This is a genomic window from Paraburkholderia sp. GAS333, assembly GCF_050435665.1.
In the GTDB taxonomy this organism is placed as follows: Bacteria; Pseudomonadota; Gammaproteobacteria; order Burkholderiales; family Burkholderiaceae; genus Paraburkholderia; species Paraburkholderia fungorum_A.
Genome location: NZ_JBNDKS010000002.1, coordinates 618,146 through 641,361 on the forward strand (window position 1 = coordinate 618,146; position 23,216 = coordinate 641,361).

Here is a 23,216-nt window from a genome sequence, read left to right on the forward strand (position 1 = left end):
TTTGTTTTTTGGGCTAGGGGGTGGGTTCTTTGCGGTGTTGGCTTTTTTGTGGCCACGGTGGTTTATTGGCGTTGCCGTTGTGGTCTTGGCTGTGTTGGCCTTTCCTTGCTTTCACGGTGGTCTATTAGCACTGCCCCTGTGCGGGGCGGGGGTTGAGCTTTTGTGGGCTGCGCCCTTTGGCGGTGTTCTTCGGGGTGTTGGCCTTTCCTTGATGTCACGGTGGTCTATTAGCGTTGCCCCTGTGCGGGGCGGCACTCACTTTCTTTGCCGCCGCAAAGAAAGTAAGCAAAGAAAGCGGGCTCACACCGCTAACCATTAAGCGGGTCCCCTGGCTTGGAGGGGGCAGTGGTGCATCTGGAATCGGTGCTCCCGCGCACTCCGCGTTCGTGACAAGGCAGTCATTCGCTCCCACTCCGCACTACGTGCGTCGCGGAGGGGTCTGCTTGGGAAACCAGCGGTTTTTGTTCAGGTGTCGAGGGACCGTTGCCCCGCATTCGTGACGACATGCAATGGAGCAATGCGAACACGCCAGGACGCAGAGAGAGAAGAAGCAGCAAGTCTTCTCCGCACTAAAGGCAACTAACTGACCGCACGCGTCGAACGGCCCGATTGGCGTGCGGTGCACGGTAGCTGGTGAAGTGCGGAAGGGGTGAGGATTGATGCGGGAATTGCTACGCGGTTGTCTGCGACCGGACGATAGAAGTATTGTGGGCGCCAGGGATATCGATTGGTTTGATGAACGACCGCGACGGCGCGCGGAGCGTCGCCGGAAGAATGACTGCTGTGTCACTGAGGTGGAGTGTGCGGGGGCACCGATTCCAGATGTACCAATGCCCCCTCCAAGCCAGGGGACCCGCTTAAGAGCTAGCGGGGTAAAGCCCGCTTTCTTTGCTTACTTTCTTTGCGGCGGCAAAGAAAGTAAGTGCCGCCCCGCACAGGGGCAACGCTAATAGACCACCGTGACTTCAAGGAAAGGCCAACACCTTAGGAGCACACCCAAAACCAAGCGCCCCGCGCAACCTAGTTCCGACTAGCAATAGCCCGCTGCCCTTCATCGGCAGCAGCAGAATCAGTACCCCGACCGCCACCATCCGCCGTCTGCGAAGACTCCTTCCCCCAGACCACCGAATTATCCACCGCATACAACCGGCAAGGCACAGCACTCTGCTTCTGGCAATTCGCCACCGCCACCGACATCGGATCGTCCCCGCCTTCAGCCCACGACCACGCCCCCGAATCCGACACGGCAAACGCGCGGCTCGGATACTGATGCAGGAAGTTCCGATATCCCGCGCGACCCGCTTCGTCGACATACGGCACGGCGTCGACCGCATCGACCGCAGCAAAGCCGCTCGCGCTCGGCAGCGACGGATCGGACACCTGATACCGCACGCCCGTCGGCATGCCTACCCGCGCCAGAAACGCCTCGACAGCCGGCCACCACACATGCACGCCATCCCGATCGCCGACCAGGCGGTGCGCGTCGTTCTTGTAGCTGCCGTAATCGACCATCTTCGCGCTCGCACCGTGCGCGCCAAACGCGGCGTACATGCCCGCGACCAGCGGCGCATTCCAGACCGAATCGTTATCGCCGTACATCCACAGCGACGGTACCGTGGTCTTCTCGCCGTAAGCGCCAAACGCGCGCGTCAGATTGCCCTGCCAGTCGGTACACGCATCCTGCCGCAAACCGCCCGAGAAATTGATCAGTGCCCGCACGCCGGGCGCGGCTTCGGTGCCGTAGGCCATCGTCGCCAAACCGCCGTGCGATGTGCCGGCGACGACGATATGCGTCGCATCCACGTAAGGCTGCTTCGACATGTAGCTGATCGTTGCCGCCACGTCGCCGGCCTGACCGAGGCCATTGCGTTCGACGTCGCAGCCATCCTGTTCATACGCGCCGTCGGAATGGCCGAAGCCCTGACGGTTCGGTGCGACCACCACATAGCCGCGACGGACGAATTCGCGTGCGAACGGCAGCGGATCGCTGCGTTCCTGAGTGCGCGGATCGCCAGGAATCTTGCCGTGGTTGAACACGATCATCGGAAACGGGCCTGGGCCGTCCGGTTTGTAGATCGTGGTTTCGAGCGTGATCGTGCCGTCGGCATCGACCGGCACGCGGATGATCTTTTCGTTGAGGCTCGCCGTGGGCAGATAGACGTCGTCGAGCGCAATACGCGGCACGTGTGCGCGTGTCAGCGGACCCGGCTGGTTGTCGGCGAGCGAAGCGGTGCGCGCATCGGCGAGAGAGGCGGCGAGCGGATCGGCATGCGCGACTGCGACAGCGCACGTAGCCGCTGCACAGATCACCACACACTTCGTCAGAACCTTGCTGAACACCATTGACGCACCCACCTCTAAAACCTGCCCTGAACACCGTGCGCCGTTCGCCGGAATATTGCTGACGTTTTCCTTTCGTCCGCATTTTCGACAAACAAAAACACACTCGCGTACGGAGTGCGCTATGCGCACGCACGCTAATCGAGATCGCACGGGATGAACCCAAACGGCCGACGCGACCCCACGCGCCGATGATGAGCGCCACCTTGCTGCCTGGGACCGCCGCCGAACCCACACTCTCTGGTGAACGGCAGGACCCCCTGCGCATTTTGCGGAGCCGCTATGGAGCGCCTCTCGCAATGTGACGTCATGAAGCTACGGCCTCATCCTGGCACGACAATTTTGTTTTGTGCAATCAAGGAGAACCCGCGACGAAAAATTTGCCGCAAGCTTTTTCATTCGATGAGCCCACGGGCCAGCAGGGCGCGGCGGTGATTGGCTGCACGAAGTAATCGAAGGAAAGGTGCTGGCTGTGGTGTCGAGCCAACACGAAAAAAAGCCCTGATATCAGGGCCTTATGTGAATGCAGAAGGAAGGGTCGGGGTCGTTGCGGGACGCGCGGCGCTAACGAACAAGGCGCAATGCGATCAACTTGTCGAACGAAATATTTGGAAACGCTCGCAGAGGCGGTCGTCGCGCTTATTCGCTGACGTCGCCGTCGACATAGAGCCAGCGTCCGTCATCGCCGCGTACAAAGCGGCTCAACTCGTGCAGCCGGTGCGCGCGGCCGCCCACCTTGTATCGTGCGACGAATTCGACGGTCGCATGCCGGTCGTCGGTCTCGGCGAATGCCTTGATCTGCAGTCCGAGCCAGCGCGGCGCATCGGGGGCGGCGGGGTCTGCGTCGAGATCGGCGGGGCAGGTGTGGGGCGCCCACGTGGCCCGCAGATAATTCGTTGCCCCGACAACATACGCGCTGTAACGCGAGCGCATCAGTTCGAGCGCGCGAGGTGCGGTTTCGCCGCCGTCAATGTAGCGGCCGCAACATTGCGCGAAGCGGGGCGCTTTGGCCCCGTTGCGCTGATCGGGCGCGGCGCCGCCGCAGGGACAATCGGATGGTCGTTGCATCGACAACAGTTGCTTATTCATTGGACTTTTAGCGAGGATCGCGAACGATCGGAGTTTCCACTGCAAGCGCCGCAGCGCCCTTTTACCAGTCGAGCGGCGTGCCGTCGTATTGATAGAAGCGGCCGTTGAACGCATCGCGCGATGCAGCGGCCTGCGCGAGCACATCACGCATGCCGGTAACACTGCGCGCGGGATCGATCGCTGCCTGTGCGCCGCCCATGTCGGTGCGCACCCAGCCCGGATGCAACGACACGCACGTTGCGCGCTGTGCGTCGAGCGAGGCCAGCTTCAGCGCGTCGTTCAACGCCGCCTTGCTCGCGCGATACAGCCAGCCGGTCGTGCCGCTCGTATCGCTGATGCTGCCCATCTTGCTCGAAATCACCGCGAATACGCCGCCCGCGTCTTCGACCAGCGGCAGCAGGATCGGCATCAACTGCATCGGACCGCGCACGTTGGTGCGCATCACGTGATCGAAGTCTTCGGCAGTAACTGTTTCGATGCCTTCGGTTTTCGGACCGTACACGCCCGATACGACGATCGCCGTATCGAGCCGCTCACCGTCGAGCTTCCAGCCGAGCGCGGCGATGTCCTGAGGTTCGGTCACATCGACTTCGAAAGTTTCCGCGCCGAGTTCTTTCAATGCATCGAGCGCTGCGCCGTCGCGCGCGGTGGCGAGCACGCGCCAGCCGCTCTTTTTGTATTGCCGAACGAATTCCTGGCCGATGCCCCGCGATGCACCGACGATCAACACTGTCTTCATCGAATACCTCAATCTGTTTAAAAGCGCGGTTTGAAAAGCACCGCGAATAGCGTGTTAAACCAGTTCGATACCCATTGCCGTGGCTTCGCCGCCGCCGATGCACAACGTCGCCACGCCGCGCTTCAGTCCGCGTTTTTTCAGCGCGCCGATCAGCGTCACGAGAATGCGCGCGCCCGATGCGCCAATCGGATGGCCGAGTGCGCAAGCGCCGCCGTTCACGTTGACCTTGTCGTGCGGCAGACGGTGTTCCTTCATCGCTGCCATCGTCACGACGGCGAACGCTTCGTTGACTTCATACAGATCGACTTCATCGGCACGCCAGCCGTTTTTCTCGAACAGCTTGCGAATCGCGCCGACCGGCGCGGTGGTGAACCTCGCCGGTTCCTGCGCGAAAGTCGAATGGCCGACCACGCGCGCAATCGGCTCGACGCCGAGCCGCTTCGCCGTCGATTCGCGCATCATCACGAGCGCGGCCGCGCCGTCTGAAATCGATGACGAATTGGCCGCCGTCACGGTACCGGTTTTGCTGAACGCGGGCTTCAGCGTCGGGATCTTGTCGAGGTTGGCTTTGAACGGCTGTTCGTCGCGATCGATGCTGACTTCGCCTTTGCGGCTCGCCACTTTCACCGGCGCGATTTCCCATGCGAACGAACCGTCTTCGTTCGCGCGTTTTGCGCGATTCAGCGACTCGACCGCGAACGCGTCCTGCGCCTCGCGCGTGAAGTCGAACGACGATGCGCATTCCTCGGCGAAGGTGCCCATCAGGCGGCCTTTTTCGTACGCGTCTTCGAGGCCGTCGTAGAACATATGGTCGATCACCTGGCCATGTCCCATACGCATGCCGCCACGCGCCTTCGGCAACAGGTAAGGCGCATTCGTCATGCTCTCCATGCCGCCCGCGACGATCACGTCGACCGAACCTGCTGCGAGCATGTCGTGCGCGAACATCGCCGCGCGCATGCCGGAGCCGCACATCTTGTTGACCGTCGTGCTGCCCGTGCTCAACGGCAAGCCCGCACCGAGCGCCGCCTGACGCGCGGGCGCCTGGCCGAGGCCGGCGGGCAGCACGCAACCCATCACCACTTCATCGATCTGCTCGGGCTTCAGCCCCGCGCGCTGGACGGCGGCTTCGATCGCGGCCGAGCCTAGCTGAGGCGCGGTGAGCGCGGCGAAGTCGCCCTGAAACGCGGCCATCGGCGTGCGTGCCACACCGACGATGACAATCGGATCAACCTGGTTTGCATTCATGTTTGTCTCACTCATGTTTTAGCTCCTTGATCACACCTTCGACGATAGCCGGCACGTCGCCCAGTTGCGCGGCATCGGCCGCGACCATGTCGTTGTCCGTTTTGTGCGCGCCGGTTGCCGACACTGCCGCGACGCACTCCCTGTACGTCGATTCGAGCGACGCGGCGTCGCCGACCGTCATGCCGAGATTGCGCACCTTGCCGTCGTGCACGCCATACGCCCAGCCGTGCACGGTCAATTCCTGGCCGCGCGCCCACGCATCGTTGACGATGGTCGTGCGGCACACGTTCATCACCTGCTCAATCGTATTCAGTTCGACCAGGCGTCGATGACGCACTTCACCAATCGGCCACTCCTCGATCAGGGCCGCGTGCTTGGTGCGCACGTCCTGCACGTGAGCGAGCCAGTTATCCGCGAGACCCACGCGGCGGCCGTGAAGTGCTGCGGCCACGCCCGAGCAGCCGTAGTGGCCGACCACCATGATGTGCTTGACCTTCAACAGATCGACCGCGAACTGGATCACCGACAGACAGTTCAGATCGGTATGCACGACCACGTTCGCGATGTTTCTGTGCACGAACACTTCGCCCGGCGGCAGGCCGATGATCTGGTTCGCGGGCACGCGCGAATCGGAGCAGCCGATCCACAGATATTCGGGCGCCTGCTGATGCGCGAGACGCGAGAAGAACTCGGGATCTTCGGACAACTTGCGCGAGACCCATGCGTCGTTGTTCTCGAAAAGATGCGCGAGCGGATGGGAAGAATTGGATGCGTTCGTGGTCATGTTGCGTCTTGTGGTTGATCGACCGGCCGACGCGTTCAGGCGATTCAGGCGGTCGAAGTCGTTACATAAGGTTCGGGCGATGCACGCGTATCACGCGGCTCGCATGTTGCGTTCGTCGTCAGCGGGGGCGGGTGCGAAACGCTCGGGATATCGCACGCAAAAACGCACGCTGTTGTCGTACGGAAAAAAGTCGGGCAGTTCGCCTTTCAATAGATGATCCTTGTGCCGCTGCCACAGCGCAGGATCGAAAAAGTCCGCGTGATGCTGCATGAAGGCGCGGCGCACGCGCGGGTCGCCGAGCAGAAAAGTGCCATACGTCTCCGGGAAAATGTCGTGCGGACCAACCGAATACCACGGCTCGCCCGAGAGTTCGTCTTCCTCGTTACGTGGCGCAGGCACCGCACGCACGTTGCAATCGGTCAGATATTCGATCTCGTCGTAGTCGTAAAACACGACCCGGCCATGACGTGTCACGCCGAAATTCTTGTACAGCATGTCGCCGGGAAAGATGTTCGCCTGCATCAGTTCTTTCACTGCATTGCCGTACTCGCTGATGCCGCGGTCCACGTCTTCGTCGCTGCCGTTTTGCAGGAACAGATTGAGCGGCACCATGCGCCGTTCGATATACAGATGCCGGATCACCAGGTTGTCGCCGTCGTATTCGATCAGCGACGGTACTTCCTTTTCAAGTTCGCGCACCAGCGCTTCGTCGAGCCGCGAAACGGGCAACGCGACGCTCGAATATTCGAGCGTGTCGGCCATGCGACCTAAGCGGTCGTGTCGTTTGACGAGCTGATATTTCGCCTGAATCTGCGCGCGCGTGGTTTCTTTCGGCGGCGGAAAGTTGTCTTTGATCAGCTTGAAAACGTACGGAAAGGAGGGCAGCGTGAACACCAGCATCACCAGCCCCTTGATGCCGGGCGCGATGATAAAACGGTCGCTCGAATGCGACAGGTGATGCAGAAGATCGCGATAGAACAGATTCTTGCCCTGCTTCTGCAAACCCACCGACGTATAGATTTCCGCCTTCGGTTTTCCCGGCATGATCGTGCCGAGAAATTCGACATAGGCGGACGGCACTTCCATATCGACAAGAAAATACGAATGCGAAAAGCCGAAGATGATCAGCAACTGGTCACGCTTGAGCAGTACGGTGTCGAGTGCGAGCACGCCGGGTTTCACATGACGCAGCGGCACCGCAAACGGCAGCAGCGAATCGCCGTTGATAATTCGCCCGACGATGTACGCCGATTTGTTCCGGTAAAACAGCGACGACAGCACGTGAATCTGGAAGTTAGGCGCTTCGTCGAACGCGCCGAACGCTTCGTGAATGGCCTGCATCACGCAGCCGACATCGCGTGTCAGATCTTCGAACGGAGGGTCGAGTTGGAAGTTGGTGACGATCCGTTCAAGCGTCGCGCGCAACCCGTCTTTTCCCGGGTAATAGGCGCGATAAGTCGGTTTCGCCGCGGGTTCGTCGTTCTCGATATAGTCGGTCGAAATGGCCGGCCGCACGAAAATGAAATCGTTGTTGAAATACGAGCGGTGCAGGATCTTGCAGCACACCGAATTGAAAAACGTTTCCGCGCATTCGGGCTGGCGATGCGTGGTCAATAAACCAATGTAGTGCAGCTTGATCTGCTGCCAGACTTCGTTGTCGATGTTCTCGGCGTCGTATTCGTCTTCGAGCAGAACGACGCATTCGGCAACGCGTTCGTCATACGAAGTAATGCGATCACGCGCGAGCTTTTGCAGAGCGTGCCAGTCGGCCGTTTCGAACAGCGTTTTGGCGTGAATCGCGGCGTCGCGGAAAATACGGTAATGCCGGTCGAATCCTTCGAGCATCGTCTGGGCGACGTCGAAGCCGATTTGCGACGACAGCAGTTTGGGGAAGTGATTCATGTCGACCGTGCATTCGTCTCATGTCGTGAAGACACCCGTGATTGTATCGTCCGGGTGGGCCCGCGACGCATCGCGCCGCTCGACTCACGCGCTCGCGCCTGGTGGGCGTTAGCAGGCGTTCGCCGACTTTCAGACTAACTTCGCTCAATGCTTCGGTTCGACATGCAATGAGCGGTGCAATTCCAGCGAAAAATATTTTCCAGTACGCGTTTCCTGAGGCTATTCGTTCACGCCGAGCTTGCTATCGCTTGCCCCGCTTTCAAGCAGCGCGCGCGCCTGCGCTTCATATTGCAGGAGATCTTCGAGCGTGGCGTCGAGGTCTTCGCGCTGACGTTCGAGCACCTCGCGATGACGCGCCACCGTCGCAAGGAACGCCTGCAATTGCGGCACGGTGTCGGTCGGCGACTCGTACACGTCCAGCAGATCGCGGATTTCCGACAGCGTGAAACCGAGCCGCTTGCCGCGCAGCGTGAGCTTCAAACGCGTTCGATCGCGGCCGGAATAAACGCGCCGCAAGCCGCTCGATCCTTCGCGGCTCGGCGCGAGTAAACCCTGGTCTTCGTAGAAACGGATAGCGCGCGGTGTGACGTCGAATTCCCGCGCGAGCTCGGTGATCGTGTATTGCGTGTTCATCGGGGCATCTCGTGGCCGGGCAGAAAGTCGGATTGAACGATAGAATCTAGACGTTTACGTTATCGTCAACCTGAGTTGAAATCAACCACTGCTGCACCCACGGCGTAATAGCGCGAAAACGCAGGGCAAAACGCGCCACAACCACGCTGACCGGCATCGCACACCTCGCCATGCCGGACAGCCGACGGAGGAAGACATCCCCAATGAATGCACTCGAACATCAACTCCAATATCCGTTCAACGACACCTTGCCGGAACCTGGTCACGCGATGCAGGTCGCGCCCGGCGTGTTCTGGCTGCGCATGCCGCTGCCTTTCGCACTCGACCACATCAACCTGTGGCTGCTGCGCGACGAGATCGACGGCAAGCAGGGTTGGACGGTGGTGGACTGCGGCATTACGTCGGACACGATCAGGCAGAACTGGGAGACCGTGTTCGACTCGGTGCTCGACGGTCTGCCGGTGCTGCGTGTGATCGTCACGCATTGCCATCCGGATCACATCGGCCTCGCGCACTGGGTGTGTACGGGCGGCGACAAAAAGCGCTGGGACGCGCGCCTGTGGATGACGCTAGGCGAGTACATGCAGGCCCGCGTGATGGCAGCCGGGGACGGTTCCAATGCGGGCGGCGAAGCGGCGGCGCGGCACTTCGCGCGGCATGGTCTGAACGACGAGGAATCGCTCGAGAAGCTACGCAATCGCAAGAGCTACTACTCGAGCCTCGTTCCGGCGATTCCGGGTCAGTACCGCCGTCTGCGCGAAGCCGACGACGTGATGATCGGCGGCAAGACCTGGCGCGTGGTGACGGGCTTCGGCCATTCGCCCGAGCACTGCGCGTTGTATTGCGAAGAGACCGGCGTACTGATTTCCGGCGACATGGTGCTGCCGCGCATTTCGACCAACGTGTCGGTGTTCGACATCGAGCCGGAAGGCACGCCGCTCGCGCTGTATCTGGAATCGCTAGGACGCTACGAGACGATGCCGGAAGACACGCTCGTGCTGCCGTCGCATGGCAGGCCGTTTCGCGGCGTGCGCACGCGTATTCGTCAGTTGCGCGAGCATCACGATGCGCGGCTGGCCGAAGTGCGCGAAGCCTGCGCGCAGAAACCGCAAAGCGCCGCCGACATCGTGCCGCTGATGTTCAAGCGTCAACTCGATATCCATCAGATGACGTTTGCGCTTGGCGAAGCGCTCGCGCATTTGCATCTGCTGTGGCTCGCGGGTGAGTTGAAGCGCACGCAGGACGCGGACGGAGTGATTCGTTTCGCGCCGGCCTGATTCACGTCAGTGCATTGATGCGGCAATAAAAAAAGCCCGGTTGTGCAAACCGGGCTTTCTTCTGTGTACCTTCGCGCCTTCGGGCGAGCGCTGCTTTACTGCACCGACACCGCCCCAAAGTTCACGCGACCAAACGGACTGACGTGATACCCGCTCACGTTCGTGCGCGTAATCGCCGACGCGGTCGGGTAACCGAGCGGAATCCACAGCGCCTGATCGTGAATGATCTGCTGCGCCTGCTCATACGCCTTCGTACGTTTGGCGATATCCGGCGTCGCCTTGCCGTCGGCAATCAGCTTGTCCAGATCCTGATCGCAGAAACGCGCGAAGTTGATGCCCGACTTCACCGCGTTGCAGCTGAATAGCGGCGACAGGTAATTGTCCGGGTCGCCGTTGTCGCCGGCCCAGCCCATGAACAGCGAGTCGTGCTGCCCCTGCTTGGCCTGCTTGATCAGCTCGCCCCATTCGATCACCTTCACGTCCGCCTTCACGCCGATCTTCGCGAAGTCCGCTTGCAGCAATTCGGCGCCCGCTTTCGGATTCGGATTCAGCACGCTGCCGTTCGGACGCACCCAGATTGTCGTCTCGAAGCCGTTCGGATAACCCGCATCGGCGAGCAGCTTTTTCGCCTTCGCCGGATCGTACGGCCACGGCTTCACCGACTTGTTGTAGCTCCACGTATTCGGCGGATACGGGTTCGTGGCCGGGGTCGCGGTGTTGTCGAACACGGTCTTCAGATAGGTGGTGCGGTCGAACGCCATGTTCAGCGCGGCACGCACTTTCTGATTGTCGAGCGGCTTCTTCTGCGTGTTCAACGCGACGAACGCGGTCATGAACGCAGGCGTTTGCACGATCGCGAGCGACTTGTCGTTCTTCGCGTCGGCGAGATCCTGCGGTTTCGGCGACAACGCGATCTGGCATTCGCCCGCTTTCACCTTTTGCGCGCGCACCGTGGCGTCCGGCGTGATCGCGTAGATCAGGCGGTCGATCTTCGGCTTCGGCCCCCAGTAGCCCGGATTCACGTCATAGCGGATCACGGCGTCTTTCGTGTAGCTCTTCAGCGTGAACGGTCCGGTGCCGATCGGCTTCGCGTTCAGATCGACCTGCTTGCCCGCCTTCAGCAACTGGTCGGCATACTCGGCCGAATAGATCGATGCAAAACCCATGGTCAGGATCGACACGAAAGTTGCATCCGGCGAGTTCAGTTCGAACTTCACCGTGTTGTCGTCGACCTTGGTGATCGACTTGATGAGCTTTGGCAAGCCCATCGACTGCGCATGCGGGAAGCCGCTTGCGCCCGCGACCTTGTGCCACGGATTGTTCTCGTCGAGCATGCGTTCGAACGTGAACACGACGTCGTCGGCATTCAGCGCGCGGGTGGGCTTGAAGTAGTCGGTGGTCTGGAACTGCACGTTCGGCCGCAGATGGAACGTGTATGAGAGGCCATCCGCGCTTGCTTCCCATTTGTCGGCCAGCGCCGGGACGACTTTCTTCGCGGCTTCGTCGTACGAGACCAGCGAATTGAAGATCACGTCCGCCGACGCGTTGGTCGTGACGAGCGAATTGAACTGCACCACATCGAAGCCGTCGGGGCTCGACTCGGTACAGACGGTCAGCGGTTTGGCGAGCACGAGCGCGGGGGCCGTGAACAGTACGGCGGCTGCGAGCAGTTTGAAGCGCATAGGTTCTCCCATAACGAGCGCAGTCAGGCAGTGCGTCTGGTTGTGTGTGTAGCGGTGACGAGGGACGAGGTTGGGCGTCGTCCTGATTGTGATACGTTTCCGGCGCTGGCGCATGGCTCGGGTGACGCAGGCCATGCGTGTGGCGGCCTTCGCGAAAGCTTATCGAAGGGTGATTATGGCGACAACAATTTAATCCACATATCCATATGGGCTCGCGGACGCGGTGGCGCTGTTGCGCGTGTAGACGCGACGGCGGCTGATTGCGGCGGTGCGTAGCTGGAGCGGATGTGTGGGTGTTCGCTATGTGGCTCGCAGCGAAACAGCGCGTGATCGGCGTTGGTTAGCCGGTTGCGTGAACGCAGACAGTCGGGAGAGTAGGGCGAAGAGCGCGACGGACCGAACGGCGTCGCGCGGACCAGCAAGCGCTATTCCGCAGCCACGCGCGGCTTGCGCGGCGCGCGTTCGAACGCGCGATCGTAGAGCCAGCGCGGCAGCACATGCAGCAGCATTGCGACGATACGCATCTGCCATGGAAACACCGCGAACGCCGCTTGACGCTCGATCGCGCGCGTCGCTCTGGCGGCGAAACGGTCGGCGTCCATCAGGAACGGCATGGTGTACGGATTGTGCTCGGTCATCGGCGTGCGGATATAGCCGGGGGCAATCGTGACCACGCCCACGCCGAGCGGCCGCATTTCGACGCGCAATGCCTCGAGATACTTGAGCGCCGCCGATTTCGACGCGCTATAGGCGCCCGACCCCGGCAAGCCCCGCACGCTCGCGACGCTGGCAATGCCGACCAGCGTGCCGCGTTTAGCCGCGACCATCGCGGCCGCGAACGGCTCGAACGTGGCGACCATGCCGAAGTAATTGATGTCCATCACTTCGCGAAACGCACGCAGATCGCCGTGCCCGGTGACCGCGCCGCGACTGATGCCCGCATTGGCGATCACCACGTCGGGCAAGCCGTGCTGCGCGATGAACTGCGCAGCCGCATCGGCGAGCGCTTCGGCGTCGCGGACGTCGACGGAATAGATCGAAACAGTGTTCTGGGGATGGGACTGCTGGAACGCGGCGAGCGCTTCGCCGCGGCGGGCAACGAGGCCGAGAATCGCGCCGCGCGCCGCGTAGTCGGCGGCGAGCGCGAGGCCAATGCCACTCGACGCGCCGGTAATGAAAACCTTCAGCGGTGAACTCATTCCGGCGCCCCGTCTTTACATCTTCTTCGCGCGGATTTGCGAGACCAGGTAGTCGAGCACCTGGATCGTGCCCGGCAGGCTGTCGGTCGCGGCCGGACCCGTTTCATACTTGCCTTGCACCGCGAGCGTCGGCACGCCGTCGATCTTGTAGTCGTCGAGCAGCTTCTTGTCCTTCTGCAACGCGCTTTGCGTCGAGAACGAGTTGTACGCTTCCATGTACTTCTTCGGATCGACGCCGTTCTTCGCGAGGAATTTGGCCTGATCTTCCGGCGTCAGCAGATAGTTCTTGTTGACGTGGATTTCGTTGAACACCTTCGGCGTCAGTTCCTGAGCGACGCCCAGCGCGTCGAGCGCATGGTACATCTTCGAATGCGGAATGAAGTCGTCGCGGAACGCCACCGGCACGCGCTTGAACACGACGTCGGGAGCCTGCTTCTTCACCCATGCTTCGAGGTACGGGTTGAATTCGTTGCAGTGCGGGCAGCCGTACCAGAAGAATTCGGTGACTTCGATCTTCCCCGCCGGCACGTCGGTCGGCTGCGGCGACGCCAGCACGGTGTAGTCCTTGCCCGACACCGGCGCGGACGGCGATGCATGCGCCGTAGCGGCGATCAGGCCCAGCGAGAGAAACAGAATGCTCAGCAGCTTTTTCATGTTGTGTGATCCAGGTTGGCAATAAAGCGGTGGCGCCACGCAAATGTCCGTCACCGCTTCTCAGAGTCAGACGATGTTCTATCGCCCATCGGGCTGTGACCCGCGCGGCTCGCCGATAGTTCGGCTGGCTGCGCGCGCCAAGGTTTACCGTTTATTTATTGTTTGGTGAAGCGGATGACCGCCGTATCGACACCAGCATCCGACAGACGCTGACGATTCGAATTCATGTCCTCGAATTTCGAGAACGGTCCGATACGCACGCGATAGTACGTCACGCCGCCTGCATCGCGCTGGGTGACCTTCGACTCGAAGCCCTGGAACGCAAGACGCGCGCGTTGCTGTTCGGCGTCGGCGGCAGTCTTGTAGGCGCCTACTTGCAGGAAGTAGCCGGTGTTCGCATCGCCCGGAGCCGGTGCGGCCGCCGCAGCCGAACCCGGCTTGGCGTTGCTATTGGCGTTAGCCGTGGTGGTGGTCTTCGGTGCGGAACCTGCCGCGGTGGCAGCCGGTGCGCTCGATGCCTGCGGCTTCTTCACAGGAGCCGGAGCGTTGGCCGTTTCGTTGCCGTTATCCAGCGAAGGCTTCGGCGCGACAGCCGTGCCGTTTGCATTGCCGGCCGACGGCGGCACTTCGATGATCTGCGGCTCTTCCGCGATACCCGACTGGGTTTGCGAATTGGTTTGACCCGGCGCGGTGTTCGGCGGCGCCGGTTGCGCGGCTTGCGGCACCGGCTGGCCCGGCGTCTTGCCTTGCAGCGGACGGTTCGGATCGTATTGCGTGTTGCCCGCGTTGGAGTCTGACGCCGCGGGCGGCGCGACCTTCGACACGAACGGCGTAGGTGCCCGGGTGATATACAGCGCCACCACTACCGCGATCGCCAGGCCGACGATCAGGCCCAGCACGATGCCGAGAAAAGTGCCCCCGGTTTGCTTCGATTGCTTTGTTGTGCGGCGTGGTTTTGCCATCGTACGAATCACCTGCAAAAAGAATCCTGGAACGGCCGCCGATTATAGCGACGGCCGCATGCATGTTGCGCCGGAGGACTTACATCTTGGCGGGAGCGGAGACGCCGATCGTCGCGAGACCGTTGGCCAGCACCTGACGCGTGGCCGCGAGCAGCGCCACGCGTGCATTGCGCTCGGCTGCATCGTCGACCAGCACGCGCTCGGCCCGGTCATTGTAGAACGAGTGGAATTCCCCGGCGAGGTCGCGCAGATAGAACGCGACCGCGTGCGGCGCGAGTTCGTCGGCAGCATGTTGCAGCATGTCCGGGAATTCGGCGAGCTTGTTCAGCAGAGCCATCGCGCGTTCGCTGGTGAGCGGCGACACGTCCACGCTCGCGAGCGTGCTTTCGTCCGTGCTGTAGCGTGCCTTGCATTCGGCGATCACCGAGCAGATGCGCGCGTGTGCGTATTGCACGTAATGGACCGGATTTTCGTCGTTCTGCTTCAGCGCGAGGTCGATGTCGAACACGAATTCCGTATCCGCCTTGCGCGAGATCAGGAAGAAGCGCACCGCGTCACGGCCGCGGCGAATGGTTTCTTCGTCGATCAGATCGACCGCTGCTTCCTGCCCCGGCGTTGCGCCGCCCGACCATTCGATCAGATCGCGCACCGTCACGTAGCTGCCCGCGCGCTTGGAGATTTTCACCTCTTCGCCGTTACGCATGACCGTGACCATCTTGTGCAGGATGTAGTCAGGATAGCCCTTCGGAATGCCGATGCCGAGACCTTGCAGGCCGGCGCGCACGCGCGCGATCGTGCCGTGGTGGTCCGAGCCCTGAATGTTGATGACCTTGGTGAAGCCGCGTTCCCACTTGGCGACGTGATACGCGACGTCCGGCACGAAGTACGTGTAGGTGCCGTCTTTCTTGCGCATCACGCGGTCTTTGTCGTCGCCGTCGTCGGTGGTGCGCAGCCAGAGGGCGTCGTCCTGTTCGTAGGTCTTGCCCGCGGCGACCAGCGCGTTGACGGTTTTCTCGACGCGGCCTTCGGTGTACAGCGACGACTCCAGATAGTACTGGTCGAACTTCACGCCGAACGCCTGCAAGTCCATATCCTGTTCGCGGCGCAGATACGCCACGGCGAAGCGGCGGATCGCTTCGAGATTCTCGACATCGCGCGCACCGGTGACGGGCTCGCCGTCGCTTGCGGCCACGGTCGCGCCGTCCAGATAGTCCTTCGCGATGTCGGCGATGTACTCACCGTTGTATGCCGACGCCGGCCAGCCTTCGTCACCGGGGGCGAGGCCACGGGCGCGCGCCTGAGTGGACTGCGCGAGCGTGTGAATCTGCACGCCGGCGTCGTTGTAGTAGAACTCGCGATGCACGTCCCAGCCTTGCGAGGTCAGCACGTTGGCGAGCGCGTCGCCGAGTGCGGCCTGGCGGCCATGGCCGACGTGCAGCGGACCGGTCGGGTTCGCCGACACGAATTCGATCAGCACATGTTTGCCGGCGTCGCGCTGCGAGCGGCCGAACTTGTCCTGCTCGGCGAACACGGCGGCGATCACTGCCTGCTTGGCGGCGGCGGCGAGGCGCAGGTTGATGAAGCCGGGGCCAGCCACTTCAGCCGCGTCGATCAGGCCTTTGGCCTGCGGCTGCGCGAGCAGCGCGTCGACGATCTGCTGGGCCAGCTGACGCGGATTCGCGCGCAGCGGTTTGGCGAGCTGCATCGCCACATTGCACGCGACGTCGCCGTGCGCGGCGACCTTGGGTCGTTCGAGCGTGATGGTGGGCGACACAAAAGCGGCTTCGGTCGCGCCTTGCGTGGCTTCTGCGACCTGCTTCACCGTGTCGGCGAGCAGTGTTTCGAGGGTATGTTTATGTGCGGGCAGCATGCTTGTTGCGAGTCCAGTGAGGCAATCCGGTGATGCGGGAGAGGCGGCGGCCGTGCGTCGGGCGTTTAGCGTCGGGCACGGCCGGTTCGTCAGAAGCGTGGAAAGCGGCGTTGCATTTGTCGCGGCTCAATCTGGCCGCCCTCGGCGCTCAGAGCAACCGGGCCGGTCCGTCAGGCACGTCGCCTGCAACGCGGTCAGGCGATGCATCGAGCGAGGCAGGGCAAAGTGCGATGGCGTTGGCTGCTGCAGTTAGCCCTCAGGCAGCATCCGGGCAGACTCGGCCACGATGCCTGTAGTCGAGTCGTCCAGCCACGCACTTCTGCGCTTCGCCCCGCGCGGTGCGTTGCAGCGCGCTTTTCCGTTCAGACGGATTTTAGCAGGTGCTAATATGTTCAATGAGATGCCCAGCAAGGGCCGTGGCCGCCAAACCTGTCTGGCGAGTCAACGTAGTGCGCGCCGGCAGCCGCTTTTTAGCCGCCCGCGCGTCAGATCCGACATAACGAAAAGGGAACAGTCATGCTGATTACTTTCAAATGCCGCGCTTGCCCAGACGTGATGATGCTTGAGAATCTGGCACAGTATCTGGTCGGCATTGTCGGCAAACGCCTTGGAGAACGCGGCGTCATTACTCACGACGAAGCGGGCGAAGCCATCACCAAACTCGAAGCTGCCATCACCTTCGACAAGCAGGAACGCGCCGAGCACGACGGCCATTTCCACGAAGGCGAAGAGGGCCACGAGCATCACGAGATTCCGCCGGGGCTTGCGCAGCGCGCGTATCCGTTTCTCGACATGCTGCGGGCCGCGCAGAAGGAAAACGCGGATATCGTCTGGGGTTTGTGATCGGGCGTAATGCCTGATCGCGGGGCTTGCCGAAGCGCCTCCCCGCTGCACCAATAAAAAGAGCCCGCTGAACGCGGGCTCTTTGTCATTCGAAGGTCCGCATCCGGCGGACCTTGCTGCGCGGCTTACTGGCTGGCGGCGTCTGCCGGAGCGGCGGCGGGAGCCGACGCGCCTTTCTTCACTTTCTTCTTTTTCGGCTTCTTGACGTGTTTCACGGTCGGCGGCGAATACGAACTGACCGCGCTCGCGGCGCCCGGAGCGGCCGGCTGGGCTAGCGCGACCGAGGTGCCCAAGGCCAGTGAAACAGCAGTCAATAACAGCGTCAGCTTCTTCATACGATTTTCTCCGTTGACGATTGCAAATTAATAAGCCGACGCGTTGTGCTCGCGCCTGGCGGGATAAAACCGGTTCAGTCTACAAAGACGAAAATTACGCTGCCGCAAATATTCAGTCTTTCAGACCCGATATAGTGGGTTTCCCGCCACAAGGCTTACAGCAAAGGCGCCAACGCCCGTTCGGCGTCCGCTTTCGACAGCGACATGCGCTGTGCAAAGTCTTCGACCTGATCCTGGCCGATCTTGCCGACCGAGAAATACGTGCTGTCCGGATGCGCCAGATAGAAGCCCGACACGCTGGCCGCCGGCAGCATCGCCAGCGATTCGGTCACGCTCATGCCGATTTCGGTGGCTTGCAGCACGTCGAACATGTCGCGCTTGACCAGATGGTCCGGGCACGCCGGATACCCCGGTGCCGGGCGGATGCCGTGATATTTCTCGGCGATGAGGTCGTCGTTGGACAGGTTTTCAGCGTTCGCATAGCCCCACAGGTCGCGCCGCACGCGAGCGTGCATCGCTTCGGCGAAGGCTTCCGCGAAACGGTCGGCGAGCGCTTTCAGCATGATCGCGCTGTAGTCGTCGTGGTCCTTTTCGAACTGCTTTTCCTTCACGTCGACACCCAGACCTGCCGTGACCGCGAACATGCCGATGTAGTCGGCTACGCCCGATTCCTTCGGCGCGATGAAGTCGGCGAGCGACCGGTTCGGCCGCATCACGCCGTCCACCACCGGCCGCACGCTTTGCTGACGCAGATTGCGCCACGTGAGCGCGACTTCGGTGCGCGATTCGTCTGTGTAGATTTCGATGTCGTCGTCGTTCACCGTGTTGGCGGGCAGCAGCGCGATCACGCCGTTGGCCTGCAGCCAGCGGCCCTGGATCAGCCGCGCGAGCATCGACTTGCCGTCCGAAAACACGCGACGCGCCGATTCGCCGACGATCTCGTCGTTCAGGATGGCCGGATACGGGCCCGCCAGGTCCCACGTCTGGAAGAACGGACCCCAGTCGATATAGTTTGCGAGGTCGCTCAGGTCATAGTTCTTGAACACGCGCCGGCCGATGAACTTCGGCTTGACCGGCTGGTAGCCCGACCAGTCGACCTTGGTCTTGTTCGCGCGCGCCTCGGCGAGCGTGACCATCGGCTGCGCTTTCTTGTTCGCGTGCTGATCGCGGATGCGGTCGTAGTCGGCCTTGAGGTCGTCGACATATTTCGCCGCGCCTTCGTCGGACAGCAGGCTCGACGCCACCGACACCGAACGCGACGCGTCCGGCACGTACACCACCGGTCCTTCGTAATGCGGCGCGATCTTCACGGCGGTGTGCACGCGCGAGGTCGTTGCGCCGCCGATCAGCAGCGGGATTTTCTTGACGCGGAAATAGTCGTCGCGCTGCATTTCCGACGCGACGTAGGCCATCTCTTCGAGACTCGGCGTGATCAGGCCCGACAGCCCGATGATGTCCGCGCCTTCGACCTTCGCCTTCGCGAGAATGTCGTTGCACGAGACCATCACGCCCATGTTGACGACTTCGAAGTTATTGCACTGAAGCACCACCGAAACGATGTTCTTGCCGATATCGTGCACGTCGCCCTTGACGGTCGCGATGACGATCTTGCCCTTCGCGCGCACGTCCGCGCCGGCTTCGGCCATCAGCTTCTTTTCTTCTTCGATGAACGGAATCAGATGCGCGACGGCCTGCTTCATCACGCGCGCCGATTTCACCACCTGCGGCAGGAACATCTTGCCCTGACCGAACAGATCGCCGACCACGTTCATGCCGTCCATCAGCGGACCTTCGATCACGTTGATCGGACGGCCACCTTCGGCCGCGATCCTCGCGCGCACTTCTTCGGTGTCTTCGACGATGAAGGTCGTGATGCCCGACACGAGCGCGTGCGCGAGACGCTTTTCGACCGGCTGGTTGCGCCACTCGAGATTCTCTTCCTTCTTCGCCGCGCCGGTTTTGAACTTGTCGGCGATCTCGAGCAGGCGGTCGGTCGCGTCGTCGCGACGGTTCAGCACCACGTCTTCGACGCGGTCGCGCAACTCCGGGTCGAGCTCGGCATACACACCGAGCTGGCCCGCGTTGACGATGCCCATGTCCATGCCCGCCTGGATCGCGTAGTACAGGAACACGGTGTGGATCGCCTCGCGCACCGGGTCGTTACCGCGGAACGAGAACGACACGTTCGACACGCCGCCGCTCACCTTCGCGTACGGCAGGTTCTGCTTGATCCAGCGGGTGGCTTCGATGAAGTCGACCGCGTAGTTGTTGTGCTCCTCGATACCCGTGGCGACCGCGAAGATGTTCGGGTCGAACACGATGTCTTCCGGCGGGAAGCCCACTTCGTTCACGAGGAAGTCATACGAGCGTTTGCAGATCTGCGTCTTGCGCTCGAAAGTGTCGGCCTGGCCTTGTTCGTCGAACGCCATGACCACGGCAGCCGCGCCGTAACGGCGAATCAGGTTCGCGTGATGACGGAACGCTTCTTCGCCTTCCTTCAGCGAGATCGAGTTGACGATCGCCTTGCCTTGCACGCACTTCAGACCCGCTTCGATCACTTCCCACTTCGACGAGTCGATCATGATCGGCACGCGCGCGATGTCCGGCTCCGACGCGATCAGATTCATGAAGCGCACCATCGCCGCTTTCGAATCGAGCATCGCCTCGTCCATGTTGACGTCGATCACCTGCGCGCCGTTTTCGACCTGCTGGCGTGCGACCGCGATCGCGTCGTCGAACTGGTCGTTCAGGATCATTCGCGCGAACGCTTTCGAGCCGGTCACGTTGGTGCGTTCACCGACGTTGATGAAGAGCGTCCCGGACGTGACGTTGAACGGCTCGAGGCCGGAAAGGCGCATGGTGTGATCGGTCATGGCGTATATGCGAATCGATGGCTTGCGTTTTAGGTGCAGCGGGGATGCATCTTTGTTTGCTGCTGGTGCGGCTGCTTCTGCTGCGGTTGTTGCTGTTGCTGTTGCTGTTGCCTCGACACGGCTGGAGGCACGCGTGAGCGCGACCTCGTGCCGTGTCGTTGATCAGGCCGCGTCGCGATACTGGGTCGGCCACTGGCGCGGCTTGATGTCGGCCAGCGCCTTGGCGATTGCCTCGATATGCTCCGGCGTCGTACCGCAGCAACCGCCGGCGATATTGACCAGACCGGCTTGCGCGAACTCCTTCAGCAAGCCCGACGTATCGGCCGGCAATTCGTCGAAGCCCGTATCGCTCATCGGATTCGGCAAACCGGCGTTCGGATAGCACGACACGTAGGTGTCGCACAGCTTTGCCAGTTCGGCGACGTACGGGCGCATCAGCGCCGCGCCCAGCGCGCAGTTCAGGCCGAACGTGAGCGGTTTCGCGTGACGCAGCGAGTTCCAGAACGCCTCGACGGTCTGACCCGACAGAATGCGGCCCGACGCGTCGGTGACGGTGCCCGAGATCATGATAGGCAGACGCTCGCCGGTGTCTTCGAACAATTCGTCCAGTGCGAACAGCGCGGCTTTTGCATTGAGCGTGTCGAAAATCGTTTCGACGAGGAACAGGTCGCAGCCGCCGTCGAGCAGCGCTTTGGCCTGCTCGTAGTAGGCGGCGCGCAGTTCGTCGAACGTGACGTTACGCGCGCCCGGATCGTTGACGTCCGGCGAGATGCTTGCGGTTTTCGGCGTCGGTCCGATCGCGCCCGCGACGAAGCGCGGCTTGGTCGGCGTCGAATACTTGTCGCAGGCGGCGCGCGCGAGCTTTGCCGATTCGAGATTCATCTCGACTGCAAGCGCTTCCATTCCGTAGTCGGCCTGGGCGACCGTAGTCGCGCCAAACGTATTCGTTTCGATGATGTCCGCGCCCGCTGCGAGATATTGCTCGTGAATCTCGGCGATGATCTGCGGCTGGGTGATCGACAGCAACTCGTTGTTGCCTTTGATGTCGCGCCCGTAGTCCTTGAACCGCTCGCCGCGATAACGCGCTTCGTCGAGCTTGTAGCGCTGGATCATCGTGCCCATCGCGCCGTCCAGGATCAGGATGCGCGACTTGAGCAGCGCGGGAAGCGCCGCGCCGCGAGTGTAGGCGGCTTCGGAGCGGACTGGCTTGGCGGTTTGAGCGGGCTGGGTCATGGCGGACAAGGGCTTGCGCCGGCTTTTTCAGGAAACCTGTCATTGTAGCCGTTGCCGGGACGATTCGCCCGGCGCGGGCGGGCCGTGCTTCAGGGACTCTCGACGCCGGCTTCGCCTGATCCGGCTTGAACGACGCGAAACGGCCGCCGAAAAGAAAACGGCCCGGCAGGCGGGAAGCCTGCTGAGCCGTTCGATTCCTGCTGACCGCCTTATAAAGGCCGCCGGTTATGCCGGACGGCGCGGTCGATAGGTGTCGCCAAAAACGTTAAGCCGAACCCTGAGATCAGTGAAGGATCACTGGTTGATGCATCAGGCTGTCGAACTGGCCGAGAAACTCGTCTACTTCATCCAGCGACGGTTCCTCTTCGATCAGCTTTTGCACATGCTCGCGAAAACGTGCCGCCATCGCACCGTCGATGTAGATTTCGCGCTGCATATTCTTGTCCACGATCTCATACCCACCCGACTTCATCGCCAGCAGACCTTCCTGCGGCGGAAACTCTACGACACAATAATTGGGGCTGTTGTAGATCATTTGCATGGCGACACTCCTTATTTCCGTTGGCTCCTGGCCGTTCCTGCACCATAAATGGAGCGTGTGGTGTGGAATTCAAGGGGTGGGTCCGGGGATGACGCTTGTGAAGCTTCCGAACCTACCGGTTAGACCGGCCTTTCAAGAAACGTTTCAAGCAGTGCAGCAAAACGGTGAGATTGCTCGATGGGGGCAAGATGGGCAGCATCGAGAAGTTCGAACTGTGCGCCTTCGATGGCGTCTGCTATTGCCTGCGTGGTAGCAGGTGGTGTGCCCGAGTCGTGGCGCCCTGCCACGGTCAGGGTTGGGCAACGAATGTTTCCCAGCTTACTGCGTACATCGAATTCGCGCAGGGCTTCGCACGCCATTGCGTATCCTTCTGGCAACGTCTGCACCAATACTTCACGAATTGGCTCGACAGCTTCGGGATGCGCAGCCTGGAAACCGGGCGTCAGCCAGCGGCTCAACGTGCTCGGTGTAAGCGCTGCCATTCCGTCCGAACGTGCGGCATGCGCGCGTTGATCCCACGTGCTGCGGCCTTCGGGGGCGGTGCCTGGCGTGCTGTCGGCGATCGTCAACGTGTCGACTCGCTGCGGGTGGTCCAGGGCGAATTGCTGCGCGATCATGCCGCCCATCGACATGCCGACAAGATGCGTCGTGGGTGCGCCGAGTGCGTCGAGCAGCGCGGCGAGATCGTTTGACAGATCGCCGACACTGAACGGTTTGGCCGAAGCCGCCGTCTGGCCATGACCGCGCACGTCGTAACGCAGCACGGTGTAATCGTCGCGGAAATAGCCGGCGAGTTGATCCCATACGGATAAATCGCCGCCGAGTTGATGGATGAACGTCAGCCAGGGGCCGCCGCCCTCGTTGCTCAACACGTAGCGCGTTTCGATGCCGTCGATGTTCACTTGCATGCGGGCTCCTTGAAGGGATCGCAGTGGAAGATCCGTTTGCGCGCGCTGCATCTCGTGATCCGCCTTCATATCATCACAAGGCTGATTGATATACGCAGCATTTG

Annotated in this window: 19 protein-coding genes; 2 read left to right on the forward strand and 17 right to left on the reverse strand. The window is 61.7% G+C overall.

Going from position 1 to position 23,216, the window contains the following annotated elements; genetic code table 11:
• Positions 1-1,020: 1,020 nt before the first annotated feature.
• From ABH945_RS11965 to ABH945_RS11995, 7 genes are all read right to left on the reverse strand, one after another.
• A complete protein-coding gene (locus tag ABH945_RS11965; RefSeq protein WP_429250658.1) occupies positions 1,021-2,343 on the reverse strand; it encodes a dienelactone hydrolase family protein in 1,323 nt (440 codons plus the stop codon).
• Positions 2,344-2,979: 636 nt separating this feature from the next.
• Positions 2,980-3,429 carry a YchJ family protein gene (locus tag ABH945_RS11970; RefSeq protein WP_074762816.1) on the reverse strand — a complete coding sequence of 150 codons (450 nt, stop codon included), beginning with the start codon at positions 3,427-3,429 and terminating at the stop codon, positions 2,980-2,982.
• A gap of 61 nt (positions 3,430-3,490) precedes the next feature.
• On the reverse strand, positions 3,491-4,168 hold the full coding sequence (locus ABH945_RS11975; protein WP_429250659.1) for an SDR family oxidoreductase: 678 nt from the start codon (positions 4,166-4,168) through the stop codon (positions 3,491-3,493).
• A 54-nt stretch (positions 4,169-4,222) separates the two neighbouring features.
• Positions 4,223-5,431 (reverse strand): acetyl-CoA C-acetyltransferase, encoded by a 1,209-nt coding sequence (locus ABH945_RS11980; RefSeq protein WP_429250660.1) that lies wholly within the window; start codon positions 5,429-5,431, stop codon positions 4,223-4,225.
• Positions 5,424-6,200 carry a carbonate dehydratase gene (gene can, locus ABH945_RS11985; RefSeq protein WP_429250661.1) on the reverse strand — a complete coding sequence of 259 codons (777 nt, stop codon included), beginning with the start codon at positions 6,198-6,200 and terminating at the stop codon, positions 5,424-5,426. Before can ends, ABH945_RS11980 begins: the two co-directional genes overlap by 8 nt.
• Positions 6,201-6,290: 90 nt before the next feature.
• Positions 6,291-8,102, reverse strand: a complete 1,812-nt coding sequence (gene aceK, locus ABH945_RS11990; protein WP_429250662.1) for a bifunctional isocitrate dehydrogenase kinase/phosphatase — start codon at positions 8,100-8,102, stop codon at positions 6,291-6,293.
• 219 nt (positions 8,103-8,321) lie between these two features.
• Positions 8,322-8,735, reverse strand: coding sequence for a MerR family transcriptional regulator (locus tag ABH945_RS11995; protein WP_429250663.1), 414 nt, complete (start codon positions 8,733-8,735; stop codon positions 8,322-8,324).
• Positions 8,736-8,938: 203 nt separating this feature from the next.
• Between ABH945_RS11995 and ABH945_RS12000 the strand changes: the two genes are divergently transcribed.
• Positions 8,939-10,012: an MBL fold metallo-hydrolase gene (locus ABH945_RS12000; protein WP_429250664.1), complete on the forward strand. Its 1,074-nt coding sequence runs from the start codon at positions 8,939-8,941 to the stop codon at positions 10,010-10,012.
• Between the two features lie 95 nt (positions 10,013-10,107).
• Here ABH945_RS12000 and ABH945_RS12005 read toward each other — a convergent pair whose 3' ends face one another.
• The 5 genes from ABH945_RS12005 to argS all read right to left on the reverse strand — a co-directional run bounded on the left by ABH945_RS12005 (position 10,108) and on the right by argS (position 16,379).
• Complete coding sequence (locus tag ABH945_RS12005; RefSeq protein WP_074762823.1) at positions 10,108-11,694, reverse strand: ABC transporter substrate-binding protein; 1,587 nt, start codon at positions 11,692-11,694, stop codon at positions 10,108-10,110.
• A 425-nt stretch (positions 11,695-12,119) separates the two neighbouring features.
• Positions 12,120-12,893 carry an SDR family oxidoreductase gene (locus tag ABH945_RS12010; RefSeq protein ID WP_429250665.1) on the reverse strand — a complete coding sequence of 258 codons (774 nt, stop codon included), beginning with the start codon at positions 12,891-12,893 and terminating at the stop codon, positions 12,120-12,122.
• Between the two features lie 15 nt (positions 12,894-12,908).
• Complete coding sequence (locus tag ABH945_RS12015; RefSeq protein WP_074762825.1) at positions 12,909-13,547, reverse strand: thiol:disulfide interchange protein DsbA/DsbL; 639 nt, start codon at positions 13,545-13,547, stop codon at positions 12,909-12,911.
• 155 nt (positions 13,548-13,702) lie between these two features.
• A complete protein-coding gene (locus ABH945_RS12020; protein ID WP_074762826.1) occupies positions 13,703-14,527 on the reverse strand; it encodes an SPOR domain-containing protein in 825 nt (274 codons plus the stop codon).
• Between the two features lie 61 nt (positions 14,528-14,588).
• Positions 14,589-16,379 (reverse strand): arginine--tRNA ligase, encoded by a 1,791-nt coding sequence (gene argS, locus ABH945_RS12025; RefSeq protein ID WP_074762827.1) that lies wholly within the window; start codon positions 16,377-16,379, stop codon positions 14,589-14,591.
• A 516-nt stretch (positions 16,380-16,895) separates the two neighbouring features.
• On the opposite strand from argS, the gene ABH945_RS12030 reads away from it, so the two are divergent.
• Positions 16,896-17,222, forward strand: coding sequence for a DUF1840 domain-containing protein (locus ABH945_RS12030; RefSeq protein ID WP_074762828.1), 327 nt, complete (start codon positions 16,896-16,898; stop codon positions 17,220-17,222).
• Positions 17,223-17,347: 125 nt separating this feature from the next.
• Here the strand turns inward: ABH945_RS12030 and ABH945_RS12035 are convergent, their stop codons facing one another.
• The 5 genes from ABH945_RS12035 to ABH945_RS12055 form a co-directional block, all read right to left on the reverse strand.
• Positions 17,348-17,557, reverse strand: coding sequence for an acid-shock protein (locus ABH945_RS12035; RefSeq protein WP_074762829.1), 210 nt, complete (start codon positions 17,555-17,557; stop codon positions 17,348-17,350).
• 155 nt (positions 17,558-17,712) lie between these two features.
• Positions 17,713-20,430, reverse strand: a complete 2,718-nt coding sequence (gene metH / locus ABH945_RS12040; protein WP_429250666.1) for a methionine synthase — start codon at positions 20,428-20,430, stop codon at positions 17,713-17,715.
• A 162-nt stretch (positions 20,431-20,592) separates the two neighbouring features.
• The gene (locus ABH945_RS12045; RefSeq protein WP_429251086.1) at positions 20,593-21,663 is read right to left on the reverse strand and encodes a homocysteine S-methyltransferase family protein; all 1,071 of its coding nucleotides are present in this window, start codon (positions 21,661-21,663) and stop codon (positions 20,593-20,595) included.
• 283 nt (positions 21,664-21,946) lie between these two features.
• Positions 21,947-22,204, reverse strand: a complete 258-nt coding sequence (locus ABH945_RS12050) for a BTH_I0359 family protein (protein ID WP_074762832.1) — start codon at positions 22,202-22,204, stop codon at positions 21,947-21,949.
• Between the two features lie 119 nt (positions 22,205-22,323).
• Positions 22,324-23,112, reverse strand: a complete 789-nt coding sequence (locus ABH945_RS12055) for an alpha/beta fold hydrolase (RefSeq protein ID WP_429250667.1) — start codon at positions 23,110-23,112, stop codon at positions 22,324-22,326.
• Positions 23,113-23,216: the final 104 nt, after the last annotated feature.